Origin of the sequence: Tabrizicola piscis, from assembly GCF_003940805.1 — a bacterium.
Taxonomy (GTDB): Bacteria; Pseudomonadota; Alphaproteobacteria; order Rhodobacterales; family Rhodobacteraceae; genus Tabrizicola; species Tabrizicola piscis.
Genome location: NZ_CP034328.1, coordinates 1,558,752 through 1,572,283, shown reverse-complemented (window position 1 = coordinate 1,572,283; position 13,532 = coordinate 1,558,752). Strand labels below are relative to the sequence as shown.

The window sequence follows — 13,532 nt, the reverse complement described above, 5'->3', positions numbered from 1 at the left end:
TCATGCTGGCCCGCTTGTCCCTGCGGCTGCGGGTTCTGCTGATCTTCGCCGGGCTTGCGGCTGCAATCATCGCGGCAATCGGCTTTGGCCTTTGGCTGGGGTTCGGCCGGCTGGGAAACCCCGACGCGTTGCAGGGCTTTGTGCAGGCAGGTGTCCTTGCGGGCTTTGCCACGCTGGGGCTGGTGGCGGGGGTCTGGTATCTGTTCGACCTCAATGTCGCCAAGCCGATCGAGAAGCTGGCGGGGTCGTTGCGCGCCCGTGCCCATGCCGACGTCACCGCCGAGATGGACACCGCCATCGCCCATTACCTTGGCGACTTGGCCCCGGCTGCCGTGGCCGCCGCGCAAAGCCTGACGGAAACCCGGTCCGCGCTGGCCGAAGCTGTCGCCCGCGAAACCCTGCGCCTTGGGTCCGAGAAGGCGCGGCTTGAGGCGCTTTTGTCCGATGTGCCCGCTGGTGTCATCCTGTGTTCGGCGGATCATGCGCTGGTGTTCTACAACTCTCCTGCCGCCGATGTGATTGGCGCGGGACGGGGGGAAGGGTTGGAGGCTGGCCTGGATCGCAGCCTTTTCGACTATCTGCATGCCGCCCCCCTGCGCCATGCCTATGACCGGCTGCTCGCCACCGGCGACCCGGACGCCGCATCCGATCTGTTGTGCACGACCGTGTCTGGTGCCCGGGTTCTGGCGGCACGGATGCGGCTTTTGGCTGAGGGCGGCTCCTCGGGCTATGTGCTTACCTTGCGCGATGTGACCGGCGACATGGCAACCGAGGCCCGGCGCGAGGCGATGCTGGAAGCCGCGCTGGACAGTCTGCGCCGCCCCTCGGCCGCGCTGTCCACGCTGGTCGGCGTGCTGCTGGACGATGCGATGCCCGGCGCCCTGCAGACCGCACTGAAGGAAGAGGTCGCGCGCCTGTCGCAGGCTGTCACCCGCTTTGGCACAGCGCGCGAGGAAGGCCAGGTCGAAGCTGCCGCCCTGCCGCAGACCCGTGCGTCGGACCTGGCGGAAGGGTTGAAGGCGCGTCTGGACAGCCTTGGCATCGCGATTGACGTTCAGGCGGCGGACCTTCTGTTGCGCTGCAACGGGTTTGAGGTGATCACCCTGCTGGCGGACCTTGCGCGGCAGGTCGTGGCAAAGGGCGGCGCGGCCAATCTTGGCCTGACGATTGATGAAGAGGCCAGCGGTGCCGCGATCCGGCTGTCCTGGGATGGGCCGCGCGTCGGGGTGGGTGAGCTGGATCGCTGGCTGCTTGCGCCCCTGTCCGCCGACACGCCCGAACGGCTGGCCCGCAATGTTCTTGCCGCCCATGCCACCGAACTCTGGCCCGAAACGGCAGGCGACCGCGCTGCCCTGTGCCTGCCGATCCGCCAGGCCCGCCGTGCGGTGGCGCGGCCAAAGCCGGTGGCGCGCAAGGTGGTCTATGACTTCGAACTGCTGTCCCCCGCCCGGACCGACAAGCTGGCCGAAGCGCGGTTGGACCGGCTGACCTATGTGGTCTTCGACACGGAAACCACCGGCCTCAACCCGCGGCAGGGGGATGAGATTGTGCAGCTTGCCGCCGTCCGCATCGTCAATGGCCGCCGGGTGGAGGGGGAGGTGTTTGACACTCTGGTGAACCCCGGCCGCCCGATCCCGGCGGTGTCGACCGACGTTCACGGCATCACCGACGGCATGGTCGCCAATGCCCCGACGGTGGCCGAGGTCGCCCGCCGTTTTCACAAGTTCGCCGAGGGCGCCGTGCTGATCGCCCATAATGCGCCCTTCGACATGGAATTCCTGCGCCGGGTCGAGGGGCAGATCGACCTGCGGTTCGACATGCCGGTGCTGGATACGGTCCTGTTGTCGGCGGTCGTCTATGGCCAGCATGACGTGCACAGCCTTGACGCCCTGACCCACCGTCTGGGCATCACCATCCCGGAGGAGGCCCGCCACACCGCCATCGGCGACACGGTGGCCACGGCGGATGCCTTCCTCAAGCTGATCCCCATGCTGGCCGGACGGGGCTACGCCACCTTCGGCGCCGTGCTGGCCGAGGTCAGGAAACACGGGCGGTTGTTGAAGGACCTGAACTGATTGCCCTAAACCGCAAAGGGATTGGTCGGATAGCTTACGCCCACCAGATACAGCCCCTGCGGTGGGGCGACCGGGCCGCAGGCCGCCCGGTTCCGCGCCGCAAGCGCCGCTCGCACATCGTCCGGCGACCATGCGCCCGCGCCGACGCGTTCCAGCGTGCCGACGATGGACCGGACCTGATTGTGCAGGAAACTGCGGGCGGCGAGGTCGAAGCGAACCTCGCGACCGCCGGGGTAGGGACGGTCGGTGATGTCGATCCGGTCCAGCGTCTTTACCGGGCTGTTCGCCTGACAGAAGGTCGACCGGAAGGTGGTAAAGTCATGGTTGCCGATCAGATGGGCCGCCGCCTCTCGCATTGCGGTCAGGTCCGGGGGGGCGGCTATTTGCCAGACCAACCCCTTGTCATGCGTCACCGGTGCCCGGCGGGCGACAAGGCGGAACAGATACTGCCGCGCGGTGGCCGAAAACCGGGCGTGAAAGGTGTCAGGCACTTGCACGCAAGCCAGCACCGCCACTGGCGCTGGTCGCAGATGCGCGTTCAGGGCTGCGGCCAGACGGAACGGGTCCCAGTCGCGGGTCAGGTCGACATGCGCGACCTGGGCGGTGGCATGCACGCCTGCATCCGTGCGCCCGGCGGCGGCGATGGTATGCGGCCCGGGTTCCAGCTTGGCCAGCGCGGCCTCGACCGCACCTTGCACGGACACCAGACCCCCGGCCTGACGTTGCCAGCCCGCGAACGGGCCGCCGTGATATTCGATCTGAAGCGCATAGCGTGGCATGCGCCTTCCCTAGCGTGGTTTCTGCGCCTTGTGAATGCAGGCGCTGCCGGTCGGACCTGACCCTGCGCCGGGCTGGGCGGCAATATCACCCCGACCGAGCACCCCCCTACCATTCCCCGCGCCCTCCGCCTATCTTGGCCCCGACAGCAAGAGGTTCCGCAGTGGCGCTTTTCGGGCTTACGGACGGGATATCCCGCACCATCGAAGGGGCCGGGGCCACGCTCTCGGAGACCTTTCTTGAAGACACGCTTCGCCTTGGCGTTACCGGTCTGTCCCGCGCGGGCAAGACCGTCTTCATCACGGCGCTGGTCGCGAACCTGTTGCAGCGCGGGCGGATGCCGCAGTTGAAGGCGCAGGCCGAGGGTCGGATCGACGCTGTCTATCTGCAGCCGCAACCTGACGTGACCCTGCCGCGCTTCGACTATGAAGGCCACCTTGCCGCGCTGACCGGGGATACGCCGCGCTGGCCTGCGTCAACCCGGGCGATCTCGGAACTTCGGCTGTCGTTCCGGGTGCGGCCTTCGGGTCTGTTCGCCAGCTGGAAATCGCCACGCGTGCTGCATCTGGATATCGTCGACTATCCCGGCGAATGGCTTTTGGACCTTGGCCTTTTGGACCAAACCTATGACCAATGGTCGGAAGCCACCCTTGCCCGCCTTGCCAAACGCGCCGAGGCGGCCGATTTCATCGCCTTCGCCCGGGCCGAAGATGGCGCGCTGCGGCTGGAGGAGGACAAGCTGCGCGCCCTGTCGGACAGCTTTACCGCCTATCTGACCGCCGCGCGTGACCTTGGCCGGGTGGATGTGACCCCCGGCCGGTTCCTGCTGCCGGGCGACCTTGCCGGATCGCCCGTCCTGACCTTCGCGCCCTTGCCAAAGCCCGCCCACACGCCCCGTGCCAGCCTCTGGCGTGAGATGGAGCGGCGGTTCGAGGCCTATAAATCCCGCGTCGTGCGCCCCTTCTTCCGCGACCATTTCGCCCGGATCGACCGGCAGATCGTGCTGATGGATGTGCTTGGTGCCATCCATCAGGGCCCCCGCGCGGTGGAAGACCTGCGCCGCACCATGGCCGAGGTTCTGGGCAGCTTTCGCCCGGGCCGCAACGGCTGGCTGACCTCGCTCTTCGGGGGCAAGCGGGTGGAGCGGATCCTGTTTGCCGCCACCAAGGCCGACCATCTGCACCACGAACAACACCCCGCACTGACAGCGATCACCACGGCGCTCTTGGCTGAGGCGAAGTCCCGCGCCGATTTTTCCGGCGCGCGGACCGAGGCGCTGTCGCTGGCCAGCTTGCGCGCCACGGTGGAAGAGATGGTGACCCGTGACGGCGAAACCCTGCCTGCGGTGCGGGGCACGCTTTTGTCCACCGGAAAGCCTGCGGTGATGTACCCCGGCCTGTTGCCCACCGACCCCGCGCGGCTGCTGTCGCCCGCGCGTGAGGGGGCGGAAGGCTGGCTGGATGCCGATTACAACCTGATGACCTTTGCCCCGGCCCGGCTGACCCTGAAGCCGGGGGAAGGCCCGCCGCATATCCGCCTTGACCGGGCGATCGAGTTCCTGATCGGAGACCGGCTGTGACCCGCCCGCCCAAACCCTTCCTGCAAGAGATCGCGGATGCGGCCGACCCGTCCTCGGCCCCGCCGGTTCCGGAGATGATGGCCGAAGGGCAGGCGATGCAGGCCGTGGCTGCCCTGTCGCAACGCAAGGGCGGGGGTTTGCGCCGCTTTGCCCTTTGGGCCTTTGGCGCGCTGTTCACCTTTGTCCTTGGCGTCGCGGCATGGGATTTCGTGACCAACCTTCTGGCGCGAAATCAGGTGCTGGGCTGGATTGCCTTTGCCCTTGTCACAGTGGCGGTTCTGTCGGCGCTGGTCCTGTCGCTGCGCGAATGGGCGGCTTTCATCCGGTTGAAACGGCTGGACGATCTGCGTCTGTCCGCCGTCTCGGCCCGGCAGTCTGCAGACCTTCCCGCAGCCCGCCGCATGGTGCTGGCGCTGACCCGGCTTTACGCGGCCCGGGGCGACACCGCCTGGGGCCGGGCGCGACTGGCCGAGCGTGAGGCGGAGGTGATGGATGCCGATGCGCTGCTTGCGCTGGCGGAGCGCGAGGTGCTGGCCACGCTGGACGCCGAGGCGCGGCTGGTGGTCGAGGCGGCGGCGCGGCAGGTGGCTACGGTCACGGCTCTGGTGCCGCTGGCCTTGGCCGATGTGGCGGTGGCGGGCTTTGCCAACCTGCGGATGATCCGGCGGATTGCCGAAATCTACGGCGGGCGGTCCGGCAGTTTCGGCAGCCTGCGCCTGTTGCGGCGGGTCTTCGCATCGCTGCTTGCCGCCGGCGCGCTGGCGTTGACCGATGACATGATCGGGTCCGTGGCGGGGGGCGGTGTCCTGTCCAAACTGTCGCGCCGCTTCGGCGAGGGGGTGGTCAATGGCGCCCTGACCGCCCGCGTCGGGGTTGCCGCGATGGAGCTGTGCCGCCCGATGCCTTTCGTCGCGCTGGAGCGTCCGGCGGTATCTTCGCTGGTGTCACGGGCCTTGGCGGGGCTGGTGCCGCGCTGAGGGGGCTGCTCGTCGATGACTTCGTCACTCCTCGCGCGGGGGGCCGATGAGGAGACGAAGTCGAACAAAGAGGGGCGGGTCAGACTGCCTGCCAGTCCACCCAGCGGCCATGAAAATCGGCGCGGCCAAGGCGGAGGGTTTCGCCCCCGGGCCAAAGCGTCAGGGTCAGGCCGGCGCCCGGCGATTCACTGTCAGCCTCCAACCCCAGATGGGCAATCGGCGCGCAGTCGGTTGCCGCTGCTCCGGCCCGGGCCAGCGCCGCACGCGCGCGGGCGTCGGTGTCGGGGGGAAGTACTGCCAGGCGATGGTATGACAGACAAGATGGACCGCCCCTTCATGCCGGGTCTGCAGCCGCGCCTCCAGCCAGTCTGCCGCGTCGCCCTGCTCCACCTTCGGGCGGACATTTGCGGCAAGGTCCAGCGCTGCGCGGGTGCGGGTCAGACGCTCGGGCTGGTCGGCCCAGAGATAGGCCAGAAGCCGCAGCCGGTCAGCCACGGGGTCAAGCGGGTTGAGGTCCACGCCCGCGCGGTTGATGACGGTCGGCGTCGCCAAGGGTGGCAAAGGGCCGGTCCAGTCGGGCGCCAGCGTCAGCACCGCGTCGGCGAGGCCGTGGCGCTGGCCGGCAAGGTCAAGCGCGTAATGGTCCCACAGCAGGTTCAGCCCGGCACTGGCCCCAAGCTCGGACAAGACGAGGGGCTTGCCGAACCGCGCGGTCAGCCAATGCGCGGCGGCGATCAAGACGGCCGAGCGGCGCACTTCGTTGGTCTGAGGCGGGGATTTCAGCCAGTCGAGCAGGAAATCCGGATGCCGGGCAAGGGCGGCAAGGGCGGCCCCGGTCGGGTCAGAGTCAGGTAGGGCATAGGCGGCGGCCAGATCGGGGTCTTGCCCGGTCAGGATCAGGGCATGCAACCCGCCCGCCAGCCGGAGCGGAACGGAATCGGCCCGAGACGAGGGATCGCCCTGCCAGCCAAGCACCTGATCCGCAACCGGGGTGCCGGGTTGCAGCCCTTCGGCCAGACCGGCCATCAGCCGCGCCATCAGGGGCGAACCCAGCGCTGCGCAGGACCTTGCCTGATCGCGGAAGGCTTGGCGGACGGTCATCGGAACTTGTCCAAAAGCTTTTGCACCGGGCTGCGCTTGTCCTCCTCCTCCACGGTCGGTGCTGCGGGCGGCGCGGGCATCCCGGCCTTGTCCTGGCTGGACTTTTCCTGCCCGGTCGAGGATCGGGGCGGGGCGGTGCGCAAGGCGACGGCGTTCATGAATTTTTGCTCATTGCCCTCGGCAAGGGCCGGGGCACCTTCGGATATTCCGCGCAGCAAGTCCTCCAGCCAGTCGGCATCAGCCTTGGCGAAGTCGTGCAGGACGTAGGCCGCGACGGCATCCTTTTGGCCGGGGTGGCCGATGCCAAGGCGGACCCGGGCATAGGTGTCACCCAGATGCCCGTGGATCGACCGCAGGCCGTTGTGACCGGCATGGCCACCGCCCAGTTTCAGGCGCAGCTTGCCCGGGGCCAGATCCAGTTCGTCATGAAACACCGTGACATCGGCCAGCGGCAGTTTCCAGAAGGTCACGGCCGATTGCACTGCCTGACCGGACAGGTTCATGAAGGTATCGGGCTTGAGCAGCACAACCTTTTCAGCCCCCAGCCGACCTTCGGTGACCAGCCCGTGATGCGCCTTGCGCCATGGCGCAAAGCCATGGTCGGCGGCGATCCGGTCCAGCGCCATAAAGCCGATGTTGTGGCGGTTGCCCGCGTATTTCGGCCCGGGATTGCCAAGGCCAACCCAGAGTTTCACCACTCGCCTCCTGCCGCTGGACGGGTTGTCGTGCCGTCATTAGAGTGGCGGTATAGCGGCGGAAGGGCTGACACCGCAACCAACCCGCCACCAATCCGCACCGAGGCCTGCGCCAGATGCCCAGTTTCACCTTGCGCGGGTTGACCCTGACCCTGCCCGAAACGGCGATCCGCGGCGGGTTGGAGCGGGCTTTCACCACCGGGCGCTACGAGCATCAGGAGGCTGATGCGATCCTTGCCCATCTGCGCCCGGGTGACCGGTTCATGGACCTTGGCGCGGGGATCGGGTTTCTGTGTGCGCTGGCCGCCCGGGTGCTGGGCGCGCATGCGGTGACGGGGGTTGAGGCGGTCCCCGATACGCTGGCCTTGGCGCGGGGGACACTTGCCGCCAACGGGTTTGACGGCGTCCGCCTGATGCACGGGGCAGTGACCGGCGGTGCCACGAAAGACGTGGAGTTCGGCCAGCGTCCGGCCTTCTGGGCCAGCGCGTTGCAGGGGCCCGAGGGGTGGCCGCCGAACGCAAGGGTGATCCGCGTGCCTGCCTTGCCGCTGGCCGCCCTATTGGAAGAACACCGCCCGACCGTGCTGTGCTGCGACATCGAAGGTGCCGAGCTTGAGGTGTTGGCAACCCCCTTGACCGGAATCCGGCTGGTCGTGGTGGAACTGCACCCCGGGCTTTATGGCCCCGAAGGCGAAGCCCGCGTGCGCGAAAGCCTTGTGGCCCAGGGTTTCCAGCCCGAACCGCTGGGGACGAAGGGTGCAACTGTGGTCTACCGGCGCTGAGGGACTTTGCGGTCGTCCAAGCCGTCTTAATGCAACGGGGGGCCCAAAGGCCCCCCGCGCGATCCGAAAAGGTTCAGACGCCTCAGGTGGCGCCGGCTTCCTCGTTGTCGGCGCTGACCAGACCCGACGGGGCCGCGATGTTCGCGATCACGAAGTTCCGGTTGATCGTCGGCTTTGCACCGGCCGGCAGAACCACGTCTTCGATGTGGATCACGTCGCCGATGACCTTGCCGGTCAGATCGACCGTGATGTGATCGGGGATGTCACCCGCGGTCACTTCCAGTTCGACTTCCGAACGGACGACAGTCAGGACACCGCCACGCTTGAGGCCCGGGCTGGCCTCCTGGTTGATGAAGTCCACGTGGACGAAAAGCTCGATCCGGCTTTCGTCGTGGACGCGCATCAGGTCGACGTGGGTCGGCAGGTCCTTGACCACATCGCGCTGGACGCCGCGGCAGATGACGTGGACGTCCGGCTGACCTTCAACCTTGAGGTTGAACAGCGACTGCAGGAACCGGCCCTGACGCAGCTTGGTCAGAAGGTAGTTGTATTTCAGCTTGACCGGCGTCGGTTCCTGACCGTCGCCGTATACGATACCGGGTACGTAGCCCTCACGACGAGCTTGACGAGCGGCCCCCTTGCCTGTCCCCGTCCGTACCTCGGCCAGAAGATCGGTGATCTCGCGTGCCATAGGTTCTTCTCCATATAAATCCGCCATCCTCCAAGGGTGCATGGCGCGACCGGGGGCCTATAGCGGGGAATCGCGGCGAAGGAAAGCGGGAAGTGGCCGGGTGCGAAGGGATCGGGCTGGTGTGCTTCCGCACCAGCCCCCTCCCTCTCCCTCCCCCACGAGGGGGGAGGGGACCGCGTCGCCTGCACCAGTTGCGCGGGTGTCGCTTTCAGCAGGGCGTTGCGTCGTGGCTGGGCTGGCGGAGACGCCGCCGCCGGGATAGCTGTGCCTTTCCGTCGAAGGAGCCTGTCCGATGTCCCCCCTTGCCACCCTTGCCTATGCGCGGCCCGCCATGGCCGCCTTTGCAGCGATGGGCGTCTTGTGGGGCACCTTTGCCGCCGCTCTGCCGGACCTGAAGGCGATGCTGGGGGTGGATGAGGCGCAGCTGGGCCTTTTGATCTTTTTCACGCCCATCGCGGCGATCAGCGCCATGCTGGTGGCCCCGGCCTTTGGCGCGGCCTTGGGGCGGGCCGCCTTGCCGCTGTCGGTGGCGTTGATGGCGGGGGCTTTCGCGCTGCCGGGGCAGACGACCTTGCTTTGGGTGTTCCCGCTGGCGATGGCTTGCGCGGGCGCGGCAACGGGATTGACCGATGTCTTGATGAACGCCCGGGTGGCGGCGATGGAAACGCAGCGCGGGCTGCATCTGATGAACCTCGCCCATGCCGCCTATTCCTTTGGCTACGCGGGCGGGGCGATCCTGACCGGCGTTCTGCGTGGGGCGGGATGGTCCCCGGCCTGGGTGATGGGCACGATGGCCGCCGTCGGCCTGATCTGCGCGCTGGCCACGCTGGAACGCGACGGCCGGATCGACGGGTTGCGCAAGCCAAAGGACGGAACGGCGGTGCCGCTGGGCCTTGTGCCCGTGATTGGCGGGGGGATCGTGCTGATCGCCTTCATGACCGAGAACGCGGCGGAAAACTGGTCGGCCCTGCATATCGAGCAGACGCTGGGCGGCAGCCCGGAGCAGGGGGCGCTGGGGCCTGCGGCCCTTGCCTTGACGATGGGCTTTTCGCGCTTGGGCGGGCAGTGGCTTGCGGGGAGGGTGAACCCGTTCACGCTGATGCGGCTGGGCGCGGTGATCGCGGCCATCGGGGCCTTTGTCGCGGCGCAGGCCGGGGGGCCGGGGATGGCCTACCTTGGCTTTATCGTCATGGGGATCGGCGCATCTGTCCTTGCGCCCACGGCGTTTTCGCTGGTGGGGCAGATGAGCGCGCCGGGCGCACGGGCGCGGGCTGTCGCCCGGGCCACGCTTCTGGGCTACTTCGGCTATTTCTTCGGCCCGCCGCTTCTGGGCGTGATCGCCGGGGCCTTTGGCCTTCGCATGGCCTTTGTCTTTGCCGCCTGCCTTGTCGGGGCGATCTTCCTTCTGGCCCCGCTGATGGCGCGTCAGCGGACCTGAATTTCGATCAGCCTTGGCCCGTCTTGTGGCTGGGACAGCGCGTCGATCACCGCCTCGGGGTCTTGCGGGATGCTGGCGAAGGGCAGGCCGCAGGCGAAGGCGAAGCTCTCCATCTCCAGCGGTGAGGGGTCGCAGCCCAAAACCTCGATCTTGGCCTGCCGCATCGCCTCGGCAATCTCGCGGAAGCCGGAGTTGTTCCAGACGACAAAGGTGATGGGCAGCTTTTCATCCAGCGCGGTGCGAAGTTCGCCGGGGCTGAACTGCAAGCCCCCGTCGCCAATCAGGCAGACCACCGGCACCCCGGGTGCTGCGATGGCCGCCCCCACCGCAGCGCCAGGCGCATAGCCAAGCGCGCCATAGCCGGTGGCGGCGTTGAACCAGCCGCCGGGGCGGTCGTGGTCGTAGTACAGGTTCCCGGCATAGACCGGCTGGGTGCTGTCGCCCACGATGATCGCGCCGGGGGTGGCGGTGCGGATCGCCTCCACCATCTCAAGCTGGCCGGGCATGGGTTCATAAAGACCGGCGAGTTCGGCGCGCGCGGCGGTGCGCGTCGCCTCGGCCCGGCTGGCGCCTTCGCGGTTTGACCGCATGACCATTGGCTGCAACGCGGTCAGCACGGCCCCTGCATCCCCGCGGAGGGCAACGCGCGCCGGGTGGCGGGCCAGTTGTTCGGCACAGATGTCGATGCGGATCATGCCGGACAGGTCAGGCACGCCGCCCTTGGCATAGACGTCATAGTCGGTCGGCCCGATTTCGGTTCCCACGGCAAGCACCAGATCAGCCCCCGCAATCAGCGCGCGCACTGCGGTCAGGCTGGGCGAGGCGGGGACGACCAGCCGATGCCCGTGCATCGCGCCGCGGGCGTTGGCGGTCAGGATCACCGGGGCATCCAGCGCCTCGGCCAGTTTTTGCAGGGCACCTTCGGCGCGGCGCACCCCGCCACCGGCAAGGATGACGACCCGTTCGGCATTGTTCAGCGCGTTCGCCACGCTGCGCATCCGGCCCAGCGGCAACGGGACTGCCGACACACCTTCGACCGGGGGCGGCAAGGCGGGGCAGGGCTGGCCCATCATGTTGGTCGAAATCTGGATATGCGCCGGGCCGGGGCGGCTGCCGGTCATGGCGGCAAAGGCACGGTCCAGCACCTCACCCAGTTTCTTGGGGTCGGTCACGGTTTCGGAATGGCACAGGGTGCTGACCATCGCGCCCTGATCCGGCAGTTCATGCAACCGGCCCAGCCCCTTGCCCAGCGTATCGCTGCGCCCAAGGCCAGACACGACCAGCATCGGCACCGAATCCGCCTTGGCTTGCGCCATCGCGGTCAGGACGTTGGTCAGCCCCGGTCCGGTGATGACAAAGGCCACGCCGGGCTTGCCGGTGACGCGGGCATAGCCGTCGGCCATGAAGCCCGCGCCCTGTTCGTGGCGCGGGGTGACATGGCGGATCCGGTCCTTCGCGGCAGCAAGGCCCCGGTAAAGCTCGAGCGTGTGAACCCCGGGGATGCCGAAGACAACATCAACGCCGCGCGCAGCAAGGCCTTCGACCAGACGGATGCCAACGGTGGTCATGCTGCGTTCCCCAAAAGCGTGGCGGCATGGGCGGCAATGCGACCCGCTGCCTCGACCGTGCGGTCATCCGATTGCGTCAGCGACAGGCGTAGCCAGCCTTGCAACCCGGCACCAAAGCTTTCCCCCGGCATCACGGCCACATGCGTACGCTCCAGCAGGCTGGTCGCAAAGGCCGCGCCCGAAAGCCCGGTGGCCCGCACATCGACCAGCGCGAACATCCCTGCCTCTGGCCGGTGCACCCGCAGGCCGGCCACCCCGTCCAGCGTCTGCGCGATCAGCCCGGCCCGGCGCGAAAAGCGTTCCGCCATGCCATCCGCGACGGGCGAATGTTCGGAAACTGCAAGGGCAGTCATGTCAGCGATAAAGGGTTGCGACCCGAATAGCATGGTTTCTGAAAGTGGCAGCAGCCGCTGGCAGAACTCGGCCGGGCCAATGCACCAGCCAGAGCGGAAGCCGGGCGCCGCGTGCGACTTGGAGATGGATGAGGCGACAACCACCCGGTCCGCCATATCGGGAAGGTCGAGGGGCGAGGTGAAACTGACCCCCGGAAAGACCAGATCTTCATACACCTCGTCCGACAGGATCCACAGGTCATGCGCGCGGGCGACGTCGCACAGGGCGCGCAGATCGTCGGCCCGCAGGACGGCACCTGTGGGGTTGTGGGGCGAGTTCAGGAACAAGACCCGCGTGCGCGGCGTGATCCGGGCCGCCACATCGGCTGCCTGCATCCGGAAGCCGAGTTCCGGGCGCAGCGGAACCGGCACCATTTTCGCGCCGGTCTGGGAAATCAGCCCTTCGTAGGTGGCATACATCGGATCGCCCAGCAGGACTTCGTCACCGGCTTCGACCAGCGTGCGCAGAACGGCATAAAGCGTGGTCTGGGTGCCGGGCAGGCACATGACCTGATCGGTGCCGATCTGCCGCCCGCGTCGGGCGCTGTAACGTGCGGCCAGCGCCGCAACCACGGCCTGTTCGCCCCGCCCGTTGGAATACCCAGTGCGCCCGGATGTCATGGCCCCCGCCGCCGCCGACAAAAGCTGTGCCGGCGTCGGCACGTCAGGTTCACCAATGGTCAGTTCGATGATCTCGGCCCCGGCGGCCTTCATCGCCCGGGCGCGGGCGTGGATTTCCCATTTGGCGCCGCCAAGGCCTGCCAGACGGTCGGTGACGGATGCGTATCTCATGGCAGTATCTTTCCGGGATCGGGCAGCATGGCGGAGTGGGCGATAAGGTCGACCCCAAGGATCGCGCCCACCGACCGCAGGCCGATGGTCACGATCTCACCCGGGGCAAAGGCGTGCGACAGGATGGAGCCTTCCACCCACAGCCCGTCGATCAGCCCGTTGCAGGCAATCGCCTCGGCGCGCAACTGGGCGTCTGAAGCACTGCGGGGCAGGGCGGCGATCAACGATTGCAGCATGTCGCGATAGGCGAGGTAGGCGGCTTCGTGAACGGTCTTGAGTTCCGGGTCGGTGCGGACCTTGTGCATGTAGCCTGCCCAAAGAACCACAGCCCCCACGTCCAGCACAGGGGGCCGCAGCGAGGCCGACACGAAGGCGGCCAGACGTTCCTCTGGCGCGGCGCCGACGCCTTCAAGCGCATCCGATCCTTTGGCCGTCATCCCGTCCATCAAGGACAGGTAGGCGGCCCGGGTCAGTTCGTCCTTGGTATGGAAGTAGTGGCGGATCAGGCCCGCTGTCACCCCGGCCCGCGCGGCAATGGCGCGCACGGTCGCAGCCTCCGGCCCGCCTTCGGCTACCAGCTCTTGCGTGGCGGCGATCAGGTCGGCGCGGCGGGTCTCTTCGCTTTCACGGCGATAGGCGCGGCGGAGGGCGGGTTCCATACTGAG

11 protein-coding genes and 1 pseudogene are annotated in these 13,532 nt (G+C 67.9%); 5 read left to right on the top strand and 7 right to left on the bottom strand.

Translation table 11 applies throughout. The features are described from left to right. Positions 1–2: 2 nt before the first annotated feature. Entirely contained in the window at positions 3–2,075 is a 2,073-nt protein-coding gene (locus EI545_RS07520; RefSeq protein ID WP_125324899.1) for a 3'-5' exonuclease, read from the top strand. Between the two features lie 5 nt (positions 2,076–2,080). Here EI545_RS07520 and truA read toward each other — a convergent pair whose 3' ends face one another. Continuing rightward, positions 2,081–2,854 (bottom strand): tRNA pseudouridine(38-40) synthase TruA, encoded by a 774-nt coding sequence (gene truA / locus EI545_RS07515; RefSeq protein ID WP_125324898.1) that lies wholly within the window; start codon positions 2,852–2,854, stop codon positions 2,081–2,083. 161 nt (positions 2,855–3,015) lie between these two features. On the opposite strand from truA, the gene EI545_RS07510 reads away from it, so the two are divergent. Together EI545_RS07510 and EI545_RS07505 are read left to right on the top strand one after the other, a co-directional pair. After that, positions 3,016–4,431, top strand: a complete 1,416-nt coding sequence (locus EI545_RS07510) for a YcjX family GTP-binding protein (protein ID WP_125324897.1) — start codon at positions 3,016–3,018, stop codon at positions 4,429–4,431. Further along, positions 4,428–5,408, top strand: a complete 981-nt coding sequence (locus EI545_RS07505; protein ID WP_125324896.1) for a YcjF family protein — start codon at positions 4,428–4,430, stop codon at positions 5,406–5,408. The genes EI545_RS07510 and EI545_RS07505 overlap by 4 nt, the downstream gene beginning before the upstream one ends. A 79-nt stretch (positions 5,409–5,487) precedes the next feature. Here EI545_RS07505 and EI545_RS07500 read toward each other — a convergent pair. Together EI545_RS07500 and pth are read right to left on the bottom strand one after the other, a co-directional pair. Beyond that, positions 5,488–6,446: pseudogene (locus EI545_RS07500) on the bottom strand (DUF2332 domain-containing protein). 59 nt (positions 6,447–6,505) lie between these two features. Beyond that, positions 6,506–7,204, bottom strand: coding sequence for an aminoacyl-tRNA hydrolase (pth, locus tag EI545_RS07495; protein WP_125324895.1), 699 nt, complete (start codon positions 7,202–7,204; stop codon positions 6,506–6,508). Positions 7,205–7,320: 116 nt separating this feature from the next. On the opposite strand from pth, the gene EI545_RS07490 reads away from it, so the two are divergent. Continuing rightward, on the top strand, positions 7,321–7,986 hold the full coding sequence (locus tag EI545_RS07490; RefSeq protein WP_125324894.1) for an FkbM family methyltransferase: 666 nt from the start codon (positions 7,321–7,323) through the stop codon (positions 7,984–7,986). An 82-nt stretch (positions 7,987–8,068) separates the two neighbouring features. On the opposite strand, the gene EI545_RS07485 is transcribed toward EI545_RS07490, so the two are convergent. Next, positions 8,069–8,677: a 50S ribosomal protein L25/general stress protein Ctc gene (locus EI545_RS07485; RefSeq protein WP_125324893.1), complete on the bottom strand. Its 609-nt coding sequence runs from the start codon at positions 8,675–8,677 to the stop codon at positions 8,069–8,071. A 292-nt stretch (positions 8,678–8,969) separates the two neighbouring features. Between EI545_RS07485 and EI545_RS07480 the strand changes: the two genes are divergently transcribed. Next, positions 8,970–10,115, top strand: a complete 1,146-nt coding sequence (locus EI545_RS07480; protein ID WP_125324892.1) for an MFS transporter — start codon at positions 8,970–8,972, stop codon at positions 10,113–10,115. Here the strand turns inward: EI545_RS07480 and EI545_RS07475 are convergent. Genes EI545_RS07475 through EI545_RS07465 form a run of 3 tightly spaced genes read right to left on the bottom strand, consistent with a single transcriptional unit; the run spans position 10,103 to position 13,526 of the window. Further along, positions 10,103–11,683, bottom strand: coding sequence for a 5-guanidino-2-oxopentanoate decarboxylase (locus tag EI545_RS07475; protein WP_125324891.1), 1,581 nt, complete (start codon positions 11,681–11,683; stop codon positions 10,103–10,105). The genes EI545_RS07480 and EI545_RS07475 overlap by 13 nt on opposite strands. Then, a complete protein-coding gene (locus EI545_RS07470) occupies positions 11,680–12,867 on the bottom strand; it encodes a pyridoxal phosphate-dependent aminotransferase (RefSeq protein WP_125324890.1) in 1,188 nt (395 codons plus the stop codon). The genes EI545_RS07475 and EI545_RS07470 overlap by 4 nt, the downstream gene beginning before the upstream one ends. Further along, a complete protein-coding gene (locus EI545_RS07465; RefSeq protein ID WP_125324889.1) occupies positions 12,864–13,526 on the bottom strand; it encodes a TetR/AcrR family transcriptional regulator in 663 nt (220 codons plus the stop codon). The genes EI545_RS07470 and EI545_RS07465 overlap by 4 nt, the downstream gene beginning before the upstream one ends. Between the last annotated feature and the right edge of the window lie 6 nt (positions 13,527–13,532).